The organism is Microbacterium paraoxydans (assembly GCF_020524545.1).
In the GTDB taxonomy this organism is placed as follows: Bacteria; Actinomycetota; Actinomycetes; order Actinomycetales; family Microbacteriaceae; genus Microbacterium; species Microbacterium paraoxydans_C.
Window position 1 is genome coordinate 1 of record NZ_JAIVLG010000005.1, and the last position, 20,199, is coordinate 20,199.

At 67.8% G+C, this 20,199-nt stretch carries 19 protein-coding genes; 7 read left to right on the plus strand and 12 right to left on the minus strand.

What is annotated here, in order from left to right; translation table 11 throughout:
* Positions 1 to 40: 40 nt before the first annotated feature.
* On the minus strand, positions 41 to 949 hold the full coding sequence (locus tag LC041_RS11950) for a LysR family transcriptional regulator (protein WP_226533320.1): 909 nt from the start codon (positions 947 to 949) through the stop codon (positions 41 to 43).
* 78 nt (positions 950 to 1,027) lie between these two features.
* Here LC041_RS11950 and LC041_RS11955 point away from each other — a divergent pair, with 78 nt between their 5' ends.
* Positions 1,028 to 1,942 carry an EamA family transporter gene (locus tag LC041_RS11955; protein ID WP_226533321.1) on the plus strand — a complete coding sequence of 305 codons (915 nt, stop codon included), beginning with the start codon at positions 1,028 to 1,030 and terminating at the stop codon, positions 1,940 to 1,942.
* A gap of 6 nt (positions 1,943 to 1,948) precedes the next feature.
* Here LC041_RS11955 and ffh read toward each other — a convergent pair whose 3' ends face one another.
* Positions 1,949 to 3,514, minus strand: coding sequence for a signal recognition particle protein (ffh, locus tag LC041_RS11960; RefSeq protein ID WP_226533322.1), 1,566 nt, complete (start codon positions 3,512 to 3,514; stop codon positions 1,949 to 1,951).
* Positions 3,515 to 3,584: 70 nt separating this feature from the next.
* A complete protein-coding gene (locus LC041_RS11965) occupies positions 3,585 to 4,172 on the minus strand; it encodes a TetR/AcrR family transcriptional regulator (RefSeq protein WP_226533323.1) in 588 nt (195 codons plus the stop codon).
* Positions 4,173 to 4,269: 97 nt separating this feature from the next.
* Between LC041_RS11965 and lipB the strand changes: the two genes are divergently transcribed.
* A complete protein-coding gene (gene lipB, locus LC041_RS11970) occupies positions 4,270 to 4,908 on the plus strand; it encodes a lipoyl(octanoyl) transferase LipB (RefSeq protein WP_226533324.1) in 639 nt (212 codons plus the stop codon).
* Positions 4,905 to 5,894 (plus strand): lipoyl synthase, encoded by a 990-nt coding sequence (lipA, locus tag LC041_RS11975; protein ID WP_226533325.1) that lies wholly within the window; start codon positions 4,905 to 4,907, stop codon positions 5,892 to 5,894. Before lipB ends, lipA begins: the two co-directional genes overlap by 4 nt.
* Positions 5,895 to 5,933: 39 nt before the next feature.
* Here lipA and LC041_RS11980 read toward each other — a convergent pair whose 3' ends face one another.
* From LC041_RS11980 to smc, 3 genes are read right to left on the minus strand one after another with little or no spacing between them, the layout of a single operon-like run.
* Positions 5,934 to 6,434, minus strand: coding sequence for a DUF2004 domain-containing protein (locus tag LC041_RS11980; RefSeq protein ID WP_226533326.1), 501 nt, complete (start codon positions 6,432 to 6,434; stop codon positions 5,934 to 5,936).
* Positions 6,435 to 6,478: 44 nt separating this feature from the next.
* A complete protein-coding gene (ftsY, locus tag LC041_RS11985; protein ID WP_226533327.1) occupies positions 6,479 to 7,351 on the minus strand; it encodes a signal recognition particle-docking protein FtsY in 873 nt (290 codons plus the stop codon).
* Positions 7,352 to 7,405: 54 nt separating this feature from the next.
* Positions 7,406 to 10,954 carry a chromosome segregation protein SMC gene (gene smc, locus LC041_RS11990; protein ID WP_226533328.1) on the minus strand — a complete coding sequence of 1,183 codons (3,549 nt, stop codon included), beginning with the start codon at positions 10,952 to 10,954 and terminating at the stop codon, positions 7,406 to 7,408.
* A 525-nt stretch (positions 10,955 to 11,479) separates the two neighbouring features.
* Here smc and LC041_RS11995 point away from each other — a divergent pair.
* The 4 genes from LC041_RS11995 (at position 11,480) to LC041_RS12010 (ending at position 15,082) form a co-directional block, all read left to right on the plus strand.
* The gene (locus tag LC041_RS11995; RefSeq protein ID WP_226533329.1) at positions 11,480 to 11,764 is read left to right on the plus strand and encodes a hypothetical protein; all 285 of its coding nucleotides are present in this window, start codon (positions 11,480 to 11,482) and stop codon (positions 11,762 to 11,764) included.
* Between the two features lie 123 nt (positions 11,765 to 11,887).
* Positions 11,888 to 12,967: a GNAT family N-acetyltransferase gene (locus LC041_RS12000; RefSeq protein ID WP_226533330.1), complete on the plus strand. Its 1,080-nt coding sequence runs from the start codon at positions 11,888 to 11,890 to the stop codon at positions 12,965 to 12,967.
* Positions 12,968 to 13,067: 100 nt separating this feature from the next.
* Positions 13,068 to 13,763, plus strand: a complete 696-nt coding sequence (locus tag LC041_RS12005; protein ID WP_226533331.1) for an ABC transporter ATP-binding protein — start codon at positions 13,068 to 13,070, stop codon at positions 13,761 to 13,763.
* The gene (locus LC041_RS12010; RefSeq protein WP_226533332.1) at positions 13,760 to 15,082 is read left to right on the plus strand and encodes an FtsX-like permease family protein; all 1,323 of its coding nucleotides are present in this window, start codon (positions 13,760 to 13,762) and stop codon (positions 15,080 to 15,082) included. Before LC041_RS12005 ends, LC041_RS12010 begins: the two co-directional genes overlap by 4 nt.
* Before the next feature lie 10 nt (positions 15,083 to 15,092).
* On the opposite strand, the gene mutM is transcribed toward LC041_RS12010, so the two are convergent.
* The 6 genes from mutM to LC041_RS12040 form a co-directional block, all read right to left on the minus strand.
* On the minus strand, positions 15,093 to 15,956 hold the full coding sequence (gene mutM, locus LC041_RS12015) for a bifunctional DNA-formamidopyrimidine glycosylase/DNA-(apurinic or apyrimidinic site) lyase (protein WP_226533333.1): 864 nt from the start codon (positions 15,954 to 15,956) through the stop codon (positions 15,093 to 15,095).
* Positions 15,949 to 16,641, minus strand: coding sequence for a ribonuclease III (gene rnc / locus LC041_RS12020; RefSeq protein ID WP_047523957.1), 693 nt, complete (start codon positions 16,639 to 16,641; stop codon positions 15,949 to 15,951). The genes mutM and rnc overlap by 8 nt, the downstream gene beginning before the upstream one ends.
* 10 nt (positions 16,642 to 16,651) lie before the next feature.
* A complete protein-coding gene (gene rpmF / locus LC041_RS12025) occupies positions 16,652 to 16,861 on the minus strand; it encodes a 50S ribosomal protein L32 (RefSeq protein WP_017830754.1) in 210 nt (69 codons plus the stop codon).
* A gap of 2 nt (positions 16,862 to 16,863) precedes the next feature.
* Complete coding sequence (locus LC041_RS12030) at positions 16,864 to 17,412, minus strand: YceD family protein (protein WP_226533334.1); 549 nt, start codon at positions 17,410 to 17,412, stop codon at positions 16,864 to 16,866.
* A gap of 70 nt (positions 17,413 to 17,482) precedes the next feature.
* On the minus strand, positions 17,483 to 17,980 hold the full coding sequence (gene coaD / locus LC041_RS12035; protein WP_226533335.1) for a pantetheine-phosphate adenylyltransferase: 498 nt from the start codon (positions 17,978 to 17,980) through the stop codon (positions 17,483 to 17,485).
* Positions 17,981 to 18,010: 30 nt separating this feature from the next.
* The gene (locus LC041_RS12040; protein WP_226533336.1) at positions 18,011 to 20,185 is read right to left on the minus strand and encodes an ATP-dependent DNA helicase RecG; all 2,175 of its coding nucleotides are present in this window, start codon (positions 20,183 to 20,185) and stop codon (positions 18,011 to 18,013) included.
* Positions 20,186 to 20,199 lie beyond the last annotated feature (14 nt).

Consider the following 20,199-nt stretch of genomic DNA (forward strand, 5'->3'; position numbering starts at 1 on the left):
GTTCAGCTCCGGACCCGCTTCTCTCGTCTCACGACGCCCCTCACACCGGACGCTGCGCTGCGGCCTCGCGCTCCGACCGAATGGTGTCCAGCACCGCGAGAAACGCCGTGGCCACTGTCCGGGGCGCGGCCACGTCCCAGGCGACGTGCTCGACCCGTTGGGGACCGTCGAGCACGTCGACGGTCACGACGTCGGCTCCCGATCGCGCCACCGTCCCGGGTGCGAGAAGAGTGACCGCAAGCCCCGCCTCCACGAGCCCGAGGAGGAGAGCGGCCGAATCGGCTTCGAACGCGACATCCCTCGCCACACCGGCGGATGCGAACGCAGCGTCGCTCTGCGCTCGGCCGGAGGTCGCAGCGGGGAAGTCGGCGAAGGTCAGGTCGGCAAGGTCCTCGATTCGCACTGCTCCCGCTCCTGCCAGGGCGTGTCCGCGTGGGACCGCCGCCACCAGCCGGTCACGCGACAGAGCGCGCGACGCCACGCCGACCGGCTCCACTCCGTCGAGCAGACCGAGAAGAGCCACATCGACATCACCCCGGCGGAGGCGCGTGGCGAGCGTGTCGCTGTTCCCGACCTGCAGCTCGACCCTGGCTTGTGGATGCTGTGCACGGAACGCGACGAGCACGGCGGGGAGATCGACCGCGGTCACCGTCGGGATGACGCCGATCCGAAGGGTCCCCACCACGGTGCCGTCGACGGCGGCGACGACCTCCCTCGCCTGCTCCGCCGCCCGGACCGCCGTGCGCGCGTGAGCGAGGAACACTTCACCGGCCTCGCTCAGGCGAACGCTCCGACTCGATCTGATGAACAGTCGGCGGCCGAGCTCCCGTTCGAGCGCGGCGATCTGGTGGCTGAGCGCCGACTGAGTCACGAAGCAGCGCTCAGCTGCCCGGGTGAAGCTCGAAGTGGCGGCCACCTCCACCACGTATCGGAGCTGTTGGAGTTCCATCTATCCATGATCCATCTTCATGTTTACTGTGACAACCATGCGTTAGACTCATCAGCGCGAGGCGCGCACCCTGGAGATATGAACCGCGTGCCGCTCGTGCTCCTCACCGCCCTCGCACCGATCTCCTGGGGGACGACCTATCTCGTGACGACAGAGCTCCTCCCGCCCGGACACCCGCTGTTCGCCGGTCTCCTCCGTTCGCTCCCCGCCGGGCTTCTCGCAGTGGCCCTGAGCCGACGGCTTCCGCAGGGTGCGTGGTGGTGGAAGTCCATGACACTCGGCGCACTCAACATCGGCGTGTTCTTCCCGCTTCTGTTCCTCGCGGCCGAACGTCTCCCCGGCGGGGTGGCGGCAGCGGTCGGCGGAGCCCAACCCCTCATCGTGCTCGCGCTCGGCGCCCTCGTGCTGCAGGAACGCATCCGACCCATCACCGCGATGGCCGCCGTCGTCGGGGCTGGGGGTGTCGCCGTGGTCGTCCTCGGCCCTGCGGCAGAGCTCGATCTCTGGGGAGTCCTCGCCGCGCTCGGCGGTGTCGCCGCGACCGGCATGGGGATGATCCTCACCAAGCGCTGGGGCAGTCCGATCGGGGTCGGCCCCGTGACCTACGCCGGCTGGCAACTCAGCGCCGGAGGTCTTCTCCTGCTGCCGGTCACTCTGTTCGTCGAAGGAGTGCCGTCGCGGATCGACGGTGAGGCAACGCTCGGGTATCTGTGGCTCGGCACAGCGGGAGGGATCGTCGCCTACTCGCTGTGGTTCCGTGGGATCCAGCAGTTGCCGGTGATCGTGCCGGGGCTGCTCGCGCTGCTCTCCCCGCTCGTCGCGACCCTGCTCGGGGCGCTCGTCGCGGGTGAGTGGTTCACCCCGCTCCAGGCGATCGGATTCGTGATGACGCTCGGTGCGCTGGCGCTGGGCCAGATCGTCGCGCGTCCGGGAACGGGAGCGGGAAATCCCGCAGCATCGGCGATCGCGCCCGTGCTCACCGCACCGCGCTGAGCAGGCTCAGCCCTTGCCGAAGAGCTTCTGGATCTCCGCCAGATCGGCCTCGCTGGGAGCCTGGGAGGCGCCGTTGCCCAGCCCGAAGCCCGACCCCGTCGGCGCCGCAGAGGAGGTGACACCCGCGTTCTCCGCGGCGCGCTTGGCCGGGTTGCCCGAACGAGAGCCGCCGGACGACTTGCCCTTCTTGCCCTTCCCACGCTTCGAGGACGCACCGGGACGCCCCATGCCGGGCACCGCCCCCATGCCGGGGATGTTGGGCGTGCCTCCTCGGGCCACCGTCTTCATCATCTTCGCCGCCTGCTCGAACCGTTGCACGAGCTGGTTCACGTCCGTGACTGTCATGCCGGCACCACGCGCGATACGCAGACGGCGGGAGCCGTTGAGCACCTTCGGGTTTCGCCGCTCCCCCGGCGTCATCGAACGGATGATGGCCTCGGTGCGATCGATCTCACGCTCGTCGAAGTCCTCGAGCTGCTGCTTCATCTGACCCATGCCCGGGAGCATCCCGAGCATCTTCTTCATCGACCCCATCTTCTTCATCTGCTGCAGCTGCTCGAGGAAGTCCTCGAGTGTGAAGGCCTCCGTCGCGAGCTTCTCGGCCACCTTCATGGCCTCTTCCTCATCGAAGGCCTGCTGGGCCTGCTCGATGAGGGTCAGGATGTCGCCGAGGTCGAGGATGCGACTCGCCATGCGGTCGGGGTGGAACGGCTCGAGGTCTTCGAGGCGCTCACCCGTCGACGCGAAGATGATCGGACGCCCGGTCACGGACGCCACGGAGAGAGCGGCACCACCACGTGCGTCACCGTCGAGTTTCGACAGCACGACGCCGGTGAAATCGACGCCTTCCTGGAACGCTTTGGCCGTGTTCACCGCGTCCTGACCGATCATCGCGTCGATGACGAACAGGACCTCGTCGGGGTTTACCGCCTTCCGGATGTCGGCGGCCTGCTTCATGAGCTCGGCATCGACGCCGAGACGTCCGGCTGTATCGATGATCACGACGTCGTGCTGCTGCCGTCGCGCGTACTCGACGCCGTCGCGCGACACCTTCACCGGATCACCGACGCCGTTGCCGGGCTCCGGGGCGTAGACCGCGGCACCAGCCTGCTCGGCGACCACCTGGAGCTGGTTGACGGCGTTGGGACGCTGCAGGTCGGCAGCGACCAGGAGCGGCGTATGCCCTTCGCCCTCGAGCTGCTTCGCGAGCTTGCCCGCGAAAGTTGTCTTACCGGAACCCTGCAGACCGGCGAGCATGATCACGGTCGGAGCGGTCTTCGCGAACTGCAGTCGGCGCTGCTCGCCGCCGAGGATCTGGATCAGCTCCTCGTTCACGATCTGCACGACCTGTTGCGCGGGGTTCAGCGCCTTGTTGACCTCGTCGCCGAGCGCGCGTTCACGCACCTTGGCGGTGAAGTCCTTGACGACGAGGAGCGCGACGTCGGCATCGAGCAGCGCGCGACGGATCTCGCGCACGGTGCCGTCGACATCTGCCGCGGTGAGCTTTCCCTTCGTGCGAAGGTTGCGGAAGGTCTCAGTGAGCCGATCGGAGAGCGTGCCAAAGGTAGCCATGGTGCTGTCGATTCTACGCGAGCGGAGCCACCACCCTCAGCGCGGCGCGGACCCGACTCTCCGCGGGACGTCATTCCGACCAGGGCAGGACACGGATCATCCCCAGCGCGTCGGTGAGCACGCCTTCGGGAGTTCCCCGCCCGGCGCCCTGCTCGGCCCAGACGCGCAGTGACGAAAAGACGGCTGCAGCATGCGCGGCGCCGAGGACATCGGCGCGCACCACGCCCGCCCCGGAGTGCCGGGCCGCACGTGACACCGCCGCGGCGAGTCTCGCCAGACGCAAGCCGGTGTCGCGCACGAGTTCGTCCTCGACCCCCATGGCGGCTGCGTTGCGGAGTGCGAGGGCCAGAGCGTCCGGCGCGAAGCCTCGGACGACGAGCAGAAGGATGCCACGTACGGCATCGGCGGTCGCGTGCGTCCCCAGTTCATCGAGCGACTCGATCGCCTGTCCGATCCGCTCGTCGACGCCGGACCACAACACGTCGCTCTTCGAGGTGAAGTAATTGAAGAAGCTCGACCGGCTCACGCCTGCCCGCTGGGTGATGTCGGCGACCGAGGTCCCCTCATAGCCGCGCTCGAGGAAGAGCTCGCAGGCTGCTTCCGCGAGGGTCTCGCGCGACGACGCCTTGGGGCGCCCTGCACGGCCGGTGGAACTCATGTGCTCACGCTACCGCGCGCGACGGATATGCACCTTAACCCGCTTTCGGAGGTATTGTTGGACGCAATCCAAATACGCATCGTCGATGGGAGGGCGCATGCTCGACATCCTCACGCCGGGACTCGCTCCCGACCTCGTCCCGTATGCCGACGGGTGGGAGCTGCAGCGCCGCATCCACGCGGGCGTGGTGGACGGGACCCGCCGGGACACACTCATCCTGCTCGAACACGAGGCGGTCTACACCGCCGGGAAGCGTACCGAGGCACACGAGCGACCTCGGGACGGCACGCCTGTCATCGATGTCGACCGCGGGGGAAAGATCACCTGGCACGGACCGGGTCAGCTCGTCGGCTACCCCATCGTCCGGCTCCCCGAACCGATGGACGTCGTCGCGCACGTGCGGCGGCTGGAGCGCATCCTGATCGATGTACTCCGCCCTCTCGGGGTCGACGGATACCAGGTCGACGGACGCAGCGGAGTCTGGGTTCGTCGACCTCTCTCGGAGGACAAGGTCGCGGCCATCGGAGTACGTGTGCAGCAGGGCGTGACGATGCACGGCTTCGCGATCAACTGCGACAACAGCCTCGGAGGGTTCCGCGGCATCATCCCCTGCGGCATCACAGATGCCGGTGTCACCACCGTGAGTGAGGTCGTGGGGGCCGACGTCTCCCCCGCCGACCTCGTCGATCACGTCACGACCGCTTTCCTCACCGAGTACGCAGGAGTTCCCGCATGACCGCCGCCCCCGAAGGACGCAAGCTCCTCCGACTGGAGATCCGCAACGCAGAGACCCCGATCGAGCGGAAGCCCGAGTGGATCAAGACCAGAGCGAAGATGGGCCCCGAGTACACCGCGCTGCACTCGCTCGTGAAGAGCGAAGACCTGCACACGGTGTGCCAGGAAGCCGGCTGCCCCAACATCTACGAGTGCTGGGAGGACCGAGAGGCCACGTTCCTCATCGGGGGTTCGCAGTGCACCCGACGCTGCGACTTCTGCCAGATCGACACCGGAAAGCCGGACGCCTACGACACCGATGAGCCCCGCCGCGTCGCCGAGAGCGTCGTGCGCATGAACCTCCGCTACGCCACCGTGACGAGCGTCGCACGCGACGACCTTCCGGACACCGGCGCGTGGCTCAACGCCGAGACCGTGCGGAAGATCCACGAGCTCAACCCGAATACCGGCGTCGAGCTGCTCGCCAACGAGCACAACGCCGATCCGGCCTTCCTCGGGCAGATCTTCGAAGCCCGCCCGGAGGTGTTCGCGCACAATGTCGAGACCGTTCCGCGCATCTTCAAGCGCATTCGTCCCGCGTTCCGTTACGAGCGCTCACTCGACGTTCTGACCCAGGCCCGCGACGCCGGTCTGATCACGAAGTCGAACCTCATCCTGGGAATGGGCGAGGAACCGGAGGAGGTCGTCCAGGCACTGCACGACCTCCATGACGCAGGATGCGACATCATCACGATCACGCAATATCTGCGTCCGTCACCGCGCCATCACCCCGTCTCACGCTGGGTGAAGCCGGCCGAGTTCGTGGAGTTCAAGGAAGAGGCCGAACGCATCGGCTTCCTCGGCGTGCTCGCCGGTCCCCTCGTACGTTCGTCCTATCGTGCCGGGCGTCTGTGGGCACAATCGATGGTGTCGAAGGGGCGGCAGATCCCCGATCACCTCGCGCACATCGCCGAGAGCGCGGACCTCGGATTCGCGCAGGCGGTCTGACCTGCCACGATCGCCGGCGTCACCGGCAACGGTTGCGGTTCAGTCAGCGCTCATCACGGACTGGACCGACCCGTCCGAGCCGAGGTTGACGAGCAGGACGTCGTCGGACGAGCTGTCGTCCAGGGCGTATTCGAGTACGGCGAAGGGTTCCGAACCGCCATGCTCGTCGGCCAGGATCGTCATACTCATCAGCCGGAGCGACCGGATGATGTCCACCGCAGCATCACCGGACACGTCGACGAGGACATCCGGGAGGTCATCTCCGTACTCCTCCTGCTGTTGCAGGATGTACTCGGTCACCTCGCTCGTCCGGTCGTCCACCTCCGCCAGCATGCCGCGACGTGCCGTCCCGTCCACGTTCTCGAGGCCGGCGATGAGACCCGCGGCGATGTCGAGCGCGTCGGCGGACACATCATCCTGGTCGGGGGCGGTCAGATCGACGGTGACGCTCTGGTCACCGAGCTCCACGGTCTCCGACCAGAAGATCGAGCCGTCGGGGCCCGAGGACAGGAGTCCGAAGTAGTCGTGTTCGATGGCCATAACGCTATGAAACCAGCCTCATGCTCACGGCGGTAGTCCCGTCCTCAGCCGACCAGGGATTGGACGAAGACATGCGGGGTGAATCCGGTGAGATCGTCGATCCCCTCCCCCTGCCCGAGCAGCTTCACGGGGATACCGGTGCGCTCTTGAACCGCCAGCACGAACCCGCCCTTGGCCGATCCGTCGAGCTTGGTGAGGACGAGCCCGGTGACGCCTGCGTGCTGCAGGAAAGCTTCGGCCTGCATCACGCCGTTCTGCCCCGTGGTCGCGTCGAGGACGAGAAGGACCTCGCTGATAGGGGCCTGCTTCTCGATGACACGTCGCACCTTGGTGAGCTCGTCCATGAGACCGCCCTTGGTGTGCAGACGCCCGGCGGTATCGATGATCGCGATCTCGATACCCTCGCGCTTGGCGTACTCGACGGTCTGGAATGCCACGGACGCGGGGTCCTGACCTTCCTGCTGGGGGCGGACGATCGCCGCGCCTCCGCGTTGGGCCCAGGTGGCGAGCTGATCCACCGCGGCGGCGCGGAACGTGTCCGCCGCCCCGACCACGACGCTGCGCTGGTAACCGCGGAGGAACTTGGTGAACTTCCCGATGGTCGTCGTCTTGCCGACGCCGTTGACTCCGACGACCAGCACGACGGCAGGGCGTTCGGTGAGCTTGAGCGTGGTGTCGAACTTCGCGAAGTGCTCCTCGAGGGTCTCCCTGAGCATCCGCTGGAGGTCCTGAGGATCGGTGGTGCGATACCTCTCGACCTTCGCCCGCAGCTCCTCGACGACTCGCTCACTGATGTCGGGACCGAAGTCCGCGGTGATCAGCGCTGTCTCGAGGTCCTCCCACGTCGTCTCATCGATCGTGGGTTTGACGAACATGCCGCGCAGTGCGCGACCGAGTGACCAGGACTTCTCCGCCATCTCTCCAGCCTACGGGTAGAGGAGGGGATCGACCGCGAAGCCGGCCCCGATCGGTCACACTGCGGCGGCCGCCCTGTCTCCGACTCGCTGCCCGACGACCGCGGATACGCCGTCCTGACGCATGGAGACGCCGTAGAGGGCATCGGCGATCTCCATCGTGCGCTTCTGGTGGGTGATGATGAGCAGCTGCGAACTCTCCCGGAGCTGCTCGAACACCGTGAGCAGGCGCCCGAGGTTCGCGTCGTCCAGCGCCGCCTCGACCTCGTCGAGGATGTAGAACGGGCTCGGCCGCGCCTTGAAGATCGCCACGAGCAGAGCGACGGCTGCCAGCGAACGCTCACCGCCGGAGAGCAGCGACAACCTCTCGATCTTCTTCCCGACCGGACGCACCGACACCTCGATTCCGGTGGTCAGCAAGTTCTCGGGATCGGTCAGAGCGATGCTCCCGGTCCCACCGGGGAACAGCAGCGGGAAGACCTGCCCGAAGGCCTCTTTCGTGTCTTCGAAGGCACTCGCGAAGATCGTCTCCATCCGCTCGTCGAGGTCGGCGATGATCGTGAGGAGGTCCTCCCGCGTCTGCGTCAGGTCGGCGAGCTGCTCGGTGAGGAACGCATGGCGCTGTTCGAGCGCAGCGAACTCCTCGAGCGCCAACGGATTCACCCGGCCGAGCTGCGTGAGCTTCCGCTCCGCCTCCGCGAGACGACGTTGTTGAAGGCGACGGTCGAACGGGATCGCGGTGGCGTCGTGCGCGTCCTCGGCGGTTGGTTCCGAACCCGGATCACGAGGAACCAGCTGATCGGGTCCATATTCCGCGACGAGAATATCTTCGTCGAGCGACAGCTCGGACGACACCCGCTCGAGCAGGCTGCTCAAGTGCAGCTTCTTCTCGTGGATCTGCAGCTCCAGCCCGTGCACGCTCTCCGTGAGCCCCGACAGGCGTTCCCGGAGCGACGTCTCCTGGGCGCGCAGGGCGACGAGTTCCTGGTTCTGCGCCGACCGTGCGGCCTCGGCTTCAGCGAGAGCCACCCGGGCTTCGGTGACCGATCGGTCGAGAGAGTCGAGGATGCGCGGGAGTTCGTCGGCCACGCCGGAAGCGGCCTCGCGCTGGGCACGACGGATCACGGCGCGGCGTGCGGCCTCAGCCGCGGCGTCCCGTTCCTGTTCACGTTGCCGTTCGAGACTCGCCACCCTTGCCTGGGCGGCTCGCACCCGCTCGCGCAGCGTCTCGATCTCGAGGCGTGATCGCACTTCTCCCTCCCGGGCGCGTTCGAGCGCCTCCAGGAGTCCATCGCGGGCGGAAGCGTCGAGCACAGGGCGCGGTGTCGCGATCGCCTCGTCCAGTGCGACTGCGGCCTCCGTGGCCTTCGTCTCGGCGTCGGCGACGGCATCCTGCGCCTGGGCGAGCCCGGTCTCGAGCCGCTCGCATTCGGCGACCGCGGCTTCGTGTCGCACCGTGACGCGGTTCACCTGTTCCGCATGGGTGGCGAGGGCGGCATCGTGTTCGCGAAGAACGCGCAGCGCGTCCTTCGCCTGGCGTCGCGCCGTCTCCACCGCCTCGTTCGCATCCTCCCGAGCCTCGCGGAGCGAGTCGACCACGATCTGGACCTCGGCGAGTCGCTCCGCTGCGGCATCCCGCTCCGCGGCGAGCTCGAGCCGGGAGCGCTCGCCCCCGGACCCTGTTCGCAGGGTGTGCGCCGTGATCACATCGCCACCGATCGTCACGATCGTCGTGGACGTGTCACCCGCGGTGTCCAGCGCCGTGCGTGCCGCACGAGCCGCGTCCAGGTCGTTCGCGACGAGGACGTGGGACAGGACGCCGAGAACACCCTCGGGTGCGGTGACGGTATCCACCGCAGGCGTGACACCGTCGATCGGTGCGACGACCACGGACCGGGCGCCTGGTACGTCTGCGACGACGAAGTCGACCACTCCGCGGCGATGCTGGGCCGCCTGCTCGGCCTGCGCGAAGGCATCGGCTGCGGTATCGATGAGCACGCCCTCGGCGAGCGGACCCAGCACTGCCGCGATCGCTGCTTCGAAGCCGGCGCGGACCTGCACCGCATCGCCGACCAGGCCACGCACTCCCCGACCGCCGGCCTCGACGACCTCTGCCGCCCCACCCGACAGCGCCAGCGCACTGCTCAGAGCCGCAGCCTTCGCGGTCAGGGCATCGACCTCGCGCTCAGCGGTGTGGAGGCGCTCGCGGAGGGTCTCCCGCTCCGTTTCCGCTGCCGTGGACGCCCGCTGAGCGCTCTCGTAGGCCGCGGCATACTCGACAGCGGTGCCCTCTGGCGCCTCGGCATCGTCGATCGCCTCGAGCGCCTCGGCGGCCTCCCGTCGACGCACGTTCGCCGCTTCGAGCGCGTTCTCCTGCCGAAGCACGGCCCCGCGCACCGCGGCGAGGGCGGAAGCAGCTGCGTCGGCCGTGCCGCGCAGAGCGGAGATGCGCATGTCGTACTCGGAGACGAGTGCACTCTGCTCGGCGATGTCCACGTCGAGCGTGTCCAGCTCGGCACGAGCCTGCACCACCTCGCGGCTTGCCGACGCGGCAGCGTCCTGCGCATCGCCAAGACCGGCCGAGATCACATCGATCTCTTCCTTCGCCTCGTCGATGGTGGCCTGGGTCACGGAGACCGTGGTGACAGCGGCGTCATCCTCCTCCGATCCGAGCAGCGCGAGGCGCTGATTCGCCAGCGTGTACAGTCCGCGCATTCGCTCCTGCACCTGCTCGAGGCCGAAAGCGACGCTACGCGCCTCGTCGACGGCGACCGAGTTCTGCTCGTGTTCGAGACGAGCGATGCTGGCTCGCACCGTCTCCGCCTGGTCCGACAGCACCAGGCGTTCGGTGTGGCGTTCGTGCTCGGTGCGCGTGTGGTCGGCCAGAGCGGTGCGCAGCGCGACCACGTCGTCGGCGAAGATCCTCGCCTTCGCATCACGGACGACAGCAGCGATGGTCTGCGCCTCGCGCGCGATCTCGGCCTGGCGCCCGAGGGGCTTCAGCTGGCGTCGGATCTCTCCGGCGAGGTCGCTCAGACGGGTGAGATTGGTCTGCATGGCATCGAGCTTGCGAAGGGTCTTCTCCTTTCGTCGCCGATGCTTCAGGATTCCGGCCGCCTCCTCGATGAAGCCCCGTCGATCTTCCGGAGAGGCCTGCAGAACGGTGTCAAGTCGCCCCTGGCCGACGATCACGTGCATCTCTCGCCCCAGACCGGAGTCGCTCAAGAGCTCCTGCAGGTCGAGAAGGCGGCACCCCTCGCCGTTGATCGCGTACTCGCTCGAGCCGTTCCGGAACAGCGTGCGGCTGATCGTCACCTCGGCATACTCGATCGGCAAGGCGCCGTCGGCATTGTCGATGGTGAGCTGCACCTCGGCGCGCCCGAGCGGACCGCGAGTCGACGTGCCCGCGAAGATCACGTCCTCCATCTTGCCGCCGCGAAGGGTCTTCGCACCCTGCTCCCCCATCACCCAGGCGAGAGCGTCGACGACGTTCGACTTGCCGGAGCCGTTCGGACCGACGATGCAGGTGACACCGGGCTCGAAGACGAAACTCGTCGGCTGTGCGAACGACTTGAAGCCCTTGAGCGTCAGGCTCTTCAGATGCATATGGGCACCGCTCGTCCGGGGAGAATCACGCGGCTACGCTACCGGAATTCCGGGCCGGAACGGTCATCCCGCGCGGATGCTCCACGAACCCGACGTGGTCGCGACACGCCGAGTCCGTGGCGACATGCTTGACGTCTCCGGGGCACGTTCGCTACGGTGGCCTCCGGATCGCCACACGAAAGGAGGTTACCGATGATGATTCAGCTCAACGCACAGGCCACTGGCCTCACCGCGCCCGCGCATTTCGCGCCGCGCCCTGCGTTCTCGGTAACCGCCGGCGTCCGCTCGAGCGCGCTCTGCTAGAACCGCACCCCGAGATTCCCGGCCTGTAGTGGGCCGTCTCCGGTCGTTCGTTCCGCGCCCCATCCCCTGATCTGCTCCAGATCACGGATCTTCCGCCGCCTTCGGCATCCGCTTCTTCGCGGACCCGACGAGCCGCATCCTTCCGCACCGTCCCGACTGTTTCAGCGGTCGTGCGTCGGCGCTTCCGCACCCCATCCCACCATCACTCACGAAGGAATCACCGTGAACACCACGTTGCCCCGCAGCGTCTCCCATCCGCCCGATATCGAGGACCGTGAGGTCCTCCAGATCCCCCGCCCCGACGAACTGCGCCGACTCTCGCTCGCGGATCGTCTCTCCCTCCGGATCGGCCTCTGGCTGTTCCAGAGGGCGCAGCGCCCGCAGCGGCAACGCCGCGGCCTGTACCTCGACCCGTCCGAGCTGTTCCTCCTCGGAGAGCAGCGCCACCGCTCCGCCGCCGAGTCGTCCGCCCTGCTGACGTTCGACCTGCAGCGGGGGATGCGCTGACGGGCAGCCAACCGTGAACGCTCCGATCTCCCTGCCCCGCATTCGCCCGTGGTCCTCACGGGCGAATGCGGGCACCCGCTCCGCACACCGGCTCACCCGGAAGCCCCACTCGAAGGAAACGACATGACGACCATCGAACCGACGATCACCCCCCTGGTGGTGCCGGTCTCCCTGGACGATGACGACGCCGCGGACTTCCGCGCATACGGCGAACTCAACCGGCGAATCTGCGACGAGCAGGTCGGTCTGCCCGATCTCGCTCCGGACGCCGCGCAGATGCTGCCGGATTGGCAGGATGACACCGATTCGCTCGACCTCGGCTTCGTCGCGCGCCTGGGCGACGAGATCGTCGGGATGATCACGATCTCCTTCGCGCAGGAGGCTGAAGCCCACGCGGCCGAGCTCGACCTGCTCGTTCCGGAAGCCCACTGGGGGCGGGGCGTCGAGAACGCGCTGCTCACCCGAGCTGAATCAGAAGCACGTGCGCAAGGTCGAACCCTTCTGCAGCTCTGGTCCCTCCACCGGCCGAAGCAGTCCGACCGGATGATCGTGCCGCGCACCGGGTGGGGGCGTATCCCGGCTACTCCGCTCTCCGATCTGGCCGAGGGGAACGGGTTCGTGCTGGAGCAGGTCGAGCGCAACAGCGAGTACGACCTCCGTAGCGACCCCGCACCCCTTCGGACTGCGCTGGATGATGCCCTCGCGGTGGCCGGGGCCGACTATCGCGTCGTCGAGTGGGACATGCCGACGCCACCGGAGCTGCGGGACGGCTTCGCCGGGGTTCTCGCGCGGTTGTCGACGGATGCACCGAGCGGCGACATGGACTTCCCCGAGGAGTCCTGGGACGCCGAGCGGGTGGTACGTCGCGAAGCGCGTCTGCTCGGGGCGGGTCAGACCGTATCGGTCGTCGCCGTCGAACATGTGCCCACCGGAGAACTCGTCGCATACAACGAACTCCTCATCGCAGCCGACCGCACCGGGGTCACGCATCAGTTCGGCACTCTGGTGAGCAAAGCCCACCGAGGACACCGTCTCGGCACGATCGTCAAATGCGCGAATCTGCTGCGCTGGCGGGAGTTGATGCCCGACTCCTCCGTGGTCTCCACCTTCAACGCGGAGGAGAACCGGCCGATGCTGGACATCAACGAGGCGATCGGTTTCGTCCCGGTGTCCTACGCCGGCGGCTGGCAACGAGCTCTCTGAGCGCATGCGGACCCGATCTCATTCGACGGGATGACCTCGGGTCCGCATCGTCATCCGCCAGGCCGACGCCCCAGCAGCGGGCGAAGCAGAGGCTGGAATCATGAATGTTCCTGTGATCGAAGCCCACGCCCTCAGCAAGACCTACGGGATGACCCGCGCACTCGCCGGTGTCGACCTCGCGATCGGCCGCGGCGAGTCCGTCGCGATCATGGGCGCCTCCGGTTCCGGCAAGACCACGCTCCTGCACGTGCTGGCCGGCATCACCGCACCCGATGCGGGAAGTGTCGTCTTCCGTCCGGCCGAAGGCGCACCGATCGAGGTCACCGCCCTCGGCGAGTCCGCCCGTTCGCGGCTCCGGCGAGAGCGGTTCGGGTTCGTGTTCCAACAGGGGCTGCTCATTCCGGAGCTGACCGCCGTGGAGAACGTCGCGCTCGCCTCGATGATCAACGGAGTCCGACGACAGGATGCCATCCCTCATGCGGCCTCCTGGCTCGCGGCGCTCGGGCTCGCCGGCATGGAAGAGCGTCGAATCGGGGAGCTGTCGGGCGGACAGGCCCAGCGGGTCGCCATCGCGCGTGCTCAGGCCACCGGCGCGGAGCTGGTCTTCGCCGACGAACCCACCGGCGCCCTCGATTCACAGACCTCGAACGAGGTGATGGACGCGCTCCTCTGGTCGACGACAGGTCAAGGGCGCACGCTCGTCGTCGTCACCCATGATCCGGATGTCGCCGCGCGCTGTACTCGGACGATCGCCGTCCGCGATGGGCGCATCATCTCCTCGGCGGTGGCCGCGTGAACCGCCACGTCCTGGCCCTGCTGCTGCGGCCCGCTCCCGGACAGAACAGCGTCCTCGCGCTCCCCGCCATCGCGTTCGGGGTCGTGACGACGCTCGTCCTGACGGTGATCGGCGGTGCACAGTCGTTCTGGGGCTGGTCCGATGACTACGCTCCTCTGTATCAGGCGCTCGCCGCGGTCGCCCTCGTGCTCCTCGTCGTCCCGCTGATGTCACTCGGCGGCGCGGCGGCGCGCCTTTCCGCTCGGCGCCGCGACGAACGACTCTCGACCCTTCGTCTGCTGGGCGTGACGCCCGGTGGTGTCACCGTCGCCACGGTCGTCGAATCCGTGCTCGTCGCGGCCGGCGGCGCGCTCGCCGGTGTCCTCGGCCACCTCGCCATCAGTCCTCTCATCGGCCTCATCCCGTTCCGAGGTGAACCGCTCGGACTCGCCGGGGTCGTGCTGCCACCCTCGCTGATCGCTGTCGTCTTCGCCGGCGTGCTCCTGCTCGCATCGATCAGTGGGGTCATCGGCCTCCGTCGTGTCGTGATCTCCCCGCTCGGCGTCCGCACCCGCACGACGGTCTCGAACGTGCACTGGATCCGTGCGCTGTTCGCCGCCTGCACGATCGCTGTCGCCTTCGTCCTGATCAAGGTGTTCCCGTCGATCGGCGGGGTCGTGACCACGATCGTCGTCCTGGCAGTGCTGTTCGGCGCCGCGCTGGCAGTCCTGAACGTGATCGGCCCGTGGGTTCTCAAGATCTCGGCTTCCCGCCAGTTGCGCCGCGCTGAACAGCCCGAACGACTTCTCGCGGCACGCATCGTCCTGGACTCCCCCAAGTCGGCCTGGCGACAGGTCGGCGGCATCGCGATGGCGAGCTTCATGGCCGTGTTCGCGGGCACCGGCGTCGCGCTGATGAACGTGATGACGAGCGCGGACGCCTCTGCCGCCGAGTTCGCTCTCGCCCGCGACATCCGCACGGGCCTCATCATCACATTGATCGGCTCGTTCCTCATGGTCGCCGCCTCCGTCGGCGTCAATCAGGCATCAGATGTGCTCGATCAACAGGGGCTGCACCGCAGTCTCCATCACCTGGGCATGCCTGTGGCGACGGTGGACCGTGCTCGCCGCCGAGCGATCATGTCTCCCTTGCTCATCACAGCGATCGGCTCAGCGGTGGTGGCCGCGGTGCTCGTCTTCCCTCTGGTCGGCCTCGCGGTGATCACGGCACCCGTGTCGCTCCTCACGATCGCCGCTGTGGTCGGCATCGGCATCGGCATCGTGTGGGCAAGCACCTGGGCGACGCGTCCGCTCTTGCTGAAGGCATTCCGGGCCGCGTGACGCGAAGACCTCAGCGGCGACGCTGGCAGGCCGGGCAGAAGTGCGACGAACGGTTCATGAACGCCACCCGGCGGATACTCGTGCCGCATCGTGCGCAGGGTTTTCCCTGTCGCCCGTAGGCGTTGAGGGAGTGCGCGAAGTACCCAGCCTGTCCATTGACGTTGACGTACTGGGCGTCGAAGCTCGTTCCCCCCTCGGCGAGTGCCTTCTCGAGCACGCTGCGCACCTCGGCGAGAAGACGTCGGACGGCCGGACCGGAAAGCCGGTCCGCAGGAGTCTCGGGGTGGATGCGCGCCGCCCACAGGGACTCATCGGCATAGATGTTGCCGATGCCGCTGACCACGCCCTGGTCGAGGAGGACCCGCTTGATCGCGCTGCCGCGTCGAGCGAGCGCTGCGCGGAAGGCGTCGTCATCGAAGCGATCGTCGAGCGGGTCACGCGCGATGTGGACGACCTGGGTCGGAATCGACGATCCACCGTCGTCGACGAGCGCGTCCACGGCAAGCGAGCCGAACGTCCGCTGGTCCGCGAAGACGATCGCGAGTTCGCCGTGTTTGGGGTGCTCGATGCCGATGCGGACACGCTCGTGCCGCTCCGCCGCCGCCGCCGGTGCACGCAGGAGCATCTGCCCGCTCATACCCAGATGCGCGATCAGCGCGGCATCTTCATGATCGAGAGGAAGCCAGAGGAACTTTCCCCGACGCGAGGCCGCGGCGAACCGTCGCCCCTCGAGCCGGGCGACGAAGTCCGCGGCGCCGGCGGTGTGGCGGGTGAGAGCACGTTCATCGAGCACGCTCACCGAGGTGATCAAGGCTCCGACGGCCGCCGGCGCCAGGCCGGCGCGGACGACCTCGACTTCGGGGAGCTCAGGCACGCGCGCTGAGCGTGCGCCAGGCGCTGAGGGCGGCCGCCATCTCCGCGGTCTTCTTGCTGCTGCCGGTGCCGGTCATGGTCACGTCACCGACGACGACGGTCGCCGTGAACCGTCGGTCATGGTCCGGACCGCTCGCCTCGATCGAATACTGTGGCGGCGTCGCGCCGACGCGGGCGGCGAGCTCCTGCAGGCTGGTCTTGGGATCCATCGCCGCACCGTAGCGCTCCGGGTCTGCCAGCAGCGGCTTCGTGAGACGCAGGACGAGCTCCGTCGCCGCGTCCGGACCCGCAGAGAGATAGGTCGCGCCGATCACGGCTTCCATGGTGTCGGCGAGGATCGAGTCCTTGTCGCGGCCGCCGGTCTGCTCCTCGCCGCGCCCGAGCAGCAGATGACTGCCGAGATCGATCCCCCGTGCCACCTCTGCGAGGGCGACGGTCGACACAACGCTCGCGCGTCGCTTCGCCAACTCGCCCTCGTCGAGGTCGGGATGCGTGGTGAACAGCATGACCGTCACCGCCTGTCCGAGCACCGAGTCTCCGAGAAACTCCAGACGCTCGTTGTGCGGGATCCCGCCGTGCTCGTACGCGTACGAGCGGTGGGTGAGGGCCAACCCCAGAAGCTCCGCGTCGATCTCGACGCGGAGCTTATCTGGGAGAGGTCTCGTCCCCCCGGGGACCTCCGTCACGGTTCGCGACTCAGACGTCGGCGACCTTGCGGCCCTTGTACTCCAGGAAGAGTTCGGTGCCCTGCGAGTCGGTGACGACCTTCGCCTGGTGCGGACGGCTGTAGACGACCTGACCATTCTCGATGGTCTTGACGAGGGCGACGGGAGCCGCCTTCCACTGCGCGCGACGCGAGCGGGTGTTCGAACGGGAAACCTTGCGCTTCGGGGGGTTACCAGCCATGACTAGCTCTCTTCTTTCTCGGCGGCACGAGGTTCTTCCGCGCCGTCTTGGTCTGTGATGTTCTGGAGCACGCTCCATCGAGGATCGATGGGAGCCACCTGCTCCGTTCCGGTGCTCACGGCCAGTCGCTCACCCGTTTTCGGGTCGAGACCCGGGCAATCCGGCTGACACACCGGCTGAAAAGGAAGCGACAATACGGCCGCATCCCTGACGAGAGTTTCAAGATCCACGTGGTCGTCTTGAACCTCGAAGTCAGTTTCTTCCTCACCAGGATACGCGAAAAGCTCCTGGAACTCGACTTCGACGGGCCGAGCGATGTCGATCAGGCATCTGCCGCAGACACCGACGTATTCTGCGTCAGCGGTTCCGGACACGAGAATGCCCTCGTGAACGGACTCCAGACGCACGTCGAGGGCGAACTCGGAGCCGGTTTCGAACGTCACGATGCCCTCACCCCATGCCTCTTTGAGAGCCACGGAGAACTCGTGCTCACGCATCTCCCCCGGTCGCCGGACGATGTCGCGGACGGGGAGCACGAAGGGACCGTTCATTCGAGAGCGCACTCCGCCATGCTACCCGGGTCCTCCAGGGCTGGCGCCGGACCGCACGCAGAAACGAGGCTCAGAGCCCGCGGGCACCCGTGTCGAGGAAATCCGCCACCGCCGGCGGGACGAACGGCGCGATGTCGCCGCCGAGCGAAGCGACCTGACGCACCAGAGAGCTCGAGACCATCGCATGCGAGGGATCAGGCAGCAGGAACACCGTCTCGATATCGGCGAGGTGCCGATTGACGATCGCCATCGGGGATTCGTACGCGACGTCGATCTGGGACCTGATGCCCTTGACCAGCACGCCGGCACCCACATCACGGGCATAGTCGACGAGCAGACCCATCGTCCACGACCCGATGACGATGTTCCCTGGCATCCCGTCATCGGCGATCGAACGCTCCAGCAGCGACAGACGCTGTGCGATCGGCAGCATCGCCTCCTTGCCCGGGTTGTGCACCACGAGCACGTGCAGCTCGTCGTACAGGGCGGCCGCCCGACGGATCACGTCGAGATGACCCAGGGTCGGCGGATCGAAGGAACCCGGGACGACGGCGATCCTGCTACTCATGCCACCAGCCTAGGGCACCTCGTGCACGCCTCAGTTCTTCGCGAGCGCCGCTCGATCCTCGTCACTCACCCGGCGGGCGATCGCCTCGCGGAGACCAGGATGGGCCTCGAGCGCCGGATCGGCCACGAGGATCGTCTCGGCCAGCTCGCGCGCACGGGTGATGAGCCCCGCGTCCTTCACGACACGCAAGAGCTTCAGCGAGGAGCGGACGCCGGCCTGCGCCGCGCCGAGTACGTCCCCCTCACCGCGCAACTCGAGATCGACCTCTGCCAGGGCGAACCCGTCGAGGGTCGCCGCGACCGCGTCGACCCGGTCTCGCGCGAGGGATCCGGATTCCGCTTCGGTGACCAGCAGGCAGAGCCCGGGGACACCGCCACGGCCGACTCGTCCTCTCAGCTGGTGCAACTGGGACACGCCGAACCGATCGGCATCCAGCACGATCATGGTCGACGCATTCGGCACATCGACGCCGACCTCGATGACCGTCGTCGCCAAGAGCAGGTCGATGTTGCCTCGCGCGAACGCCTGCATCACGGCGTCCTTCTCGTCGGACGGCATCCGGCCGTGCAGCACGGCACGACGGATCCCGCCGAGCGTCGGGTGCGTCGCCAGCGCCTCATCGAGCTGCACCACGCCCCACCGAGGGCCAGAGGAGCCGTCCGACACGAGGGGCTGCTGCTCGCCGACCTCTGCGGTCTTCTTCGTCGTGTCGATCGCGGCGCACACGGCGAAGACCTGTCTTCCCTGCGCGATCTCCTCCGCCGCCCGCTCCCAGACGCGGTTGAACCATCCCGGGTGCTCGGCCAGGGGCGCGACGAACGACTCGATGCCCGCTCGTCCGGCCGGCATGGTCCGGATGACCGATGTGTCGAGATCGCCGAACACGGTCATCGCCACCGTGCGCGGGATCGGCGTGGCCGTGAGGACGAGAGCGTGCGGACTCGACCCCTTGGCGCGAAGGGCCTCGCGCTGTTCGACGCCGAACCTGTGCTGCTCGTCCACGACCACGAGACCCAGGTCGGCGAAGGTCGTCTTCTCCCCCAGCAGGGCATGTGTTCCGACGACGATGAGCGCCTGCCCGGAGGCGACCCGGAGAGCGGCTTTGCGCCTCTCGGCGGCGGGAAGCTGCCCGGTGAGCAGCGTCGGCATCAGCAACGGTGCCAGCTCAGGACCCAGCATCTTCGCGATCGAACGCAGATGCTGGCCGGCGAGGACTTCGGTGGGGGCGATCAGCGCAGCCTGACCTCCGCTCTCTGCGACCTGCAGCATCGCGCGCAGCGCGACGAGCGTCTTCCCGGAGCCGACTTCGCCCTGGACGAGGCGGTTCATCGGCCAGGCACCGATCAGATCGGCCGCGATCTGTGCGCCGACTGTCTCCTGATCCGGTGTCAGCGTGTAGGGCATCGCTGCGTCGAAACGCTCCAGCAGCCCGCCAGGAGCGGCCGGACGGCTCGTCGCCGAGAGCGCCCGGACCGCGTCCCTCTGCTGCAGGAGCGCCGTCTGCAGCGTGAGCGCTTCATGCATCCGGAGGGTGCGGACCGCAGGGTCGATGTCGTTGCGCGAGCGCGGGCGGTGGATGCGTTCGAGCGCTTCACCGGCCGTGAGCAGCTCTTCGCTCTCGCGGATGTCCTTCGTCAGCGGGTCGGGAACCTCGGCGAGGTCGTCGAGCACCCGCCCGATGAGCCGCGCGATCTGCCAGGTCTGGATCGTCGAGGTGGCCGGATAGATGGGGATGGGAACGGCCGCACGCGCGTCTGCTCTCCGCCGGGCGGCGTCTTCATCGTCGAAGAGCTCGTACTCCGGATGCGCGAACTGCGTCACCCCGTTGAACTCTCCGACCTTCCCTGAGAACACGCCCCGCCTTCCGACGGCGAGGTCGTTGGAACGCCACTCCGCCGCCCCGATGTTCTTCGCGAAGAACGTCAGGGACATGCGTCCGATGCCGTCACCGATCACCACGTCGACCATCGCTCCCGGACGGTTGCGCATGCGCCGGAAGCTCGACGACAGCACCTCGGCCACGATGGTCACCGTCTCCCCGAGCGGCAGATCGCGGATCGGCGTGAGCTCGCCCGGATCGGCATACCGGCGCGGATAGTGGGCCAGGAGGTCGCCGACGCTCCGCATGGCGAACGCACGACCGAGCGTCTTGGCAGACGCCGCGCCGAGCGCCTCCTCCAGCGAGGAATCGAGCGAGAGCGACATGCTCCGAGTCTAGG

Coding starts and splice junctions, on each gene's coding strand:
- coaD (WP_226533335.1), bottom strand. CDS start 17,980: ATGAGTAGCAGGATCGCCGTCGTCCCGGGTTCCTTCGATCCGCCGACC.
- LC041_RS11950 (WP_226533320.1), bottom strand. CDS start 949: ATGGAACTCCAACAGCTCCGATACGTGGTGGAGGTGGCCGCCACTTCG.
- lipB (WP_226533324.1), top strand. CDS start 4,270: ATGCTCGACATCCTCACGCCGGGACTCGCTCCCGACCTCGTCCCGTAT.
- LC041_RS11955 (WP_226533321.1), top strand. CDS start 1,028: ATGAACCGCGTGCCGCTCGTGCTCCTCACCGCCCTCGCACCGATCTCC.
- ffh (WP_226533322.1), bottom strand. CDS start 3,514: ATGGCTACCTTTGGCACGCTCTCCGATCGGCTCACTGAGACCTTCCGC.
- LC041_RS12040 (WP_226533336.1), bottom strand. CDS start 20,185: ATGTCGCTCTCGCTCGATTCCTCGCTGGAGGAGGCGCTCGGCGCGGCG.
- rpmF (WP_017830754.1), bottom strand. CDS start 16,861: ATGGCTGGTAACCCCCCGAAGCGCAAGGTTTCCCGTTCGAACACCCGC.
- smc (WP_226533328.1), bottom strand. CDS start 10,954: ATGCATCTGAAGAGCCTGACGCTCAAGGGCTTCAAGTCGTTCGCACAG.
- lipA (WP_226533325.1), top strand. CDS start 4,905: ATGACCGCCGCCCCCGAAGGACGCAAGCTCCTCCGACTGGAGATCCGC.
- LC041_RS12005 (WP_226533331.1), top strand. CDS start 13,068: ATGAATGTTCCTGTGATCGAAGCCCACGCCCTCAGCAAGACCTACGGG.
- LC041_RS11965 (WP_226533323.1), bottom strand. CDS start 4,172: ATGAGTTCCACCGGCCGTGCAGGGCGCCCCAAGGCGTCGTCGCGCGAG.
- ftsY (WP_226533327.1), bottom strand. CDS start 7,351: ATGGCGGAGAAGTCCTGGTCACTCGGTCGCGCACTGCGCGGCATGTTC.
- LC041_RS11980 (WP_226533326.1), bottom strand. CDS start 6,434: ATGGCCATCGAACACGACTACTTCGGACTCCTGTCCTCGGGCCCCGAC.
- LC041_RS12000 (WP_226533330.1), top strand. CDS start 11,888: ATGACGACCATCGAACCGACGATCACCCCCCTGGTGGTGCCGGTCTCC.
- LC041_RS12030 (WP_226533334.1), bottom strand. CDS start 17,412: ATGAACGGTCCCTTCGTGCTCCCCGTCCGCGACATCGTCCGGCGACCG.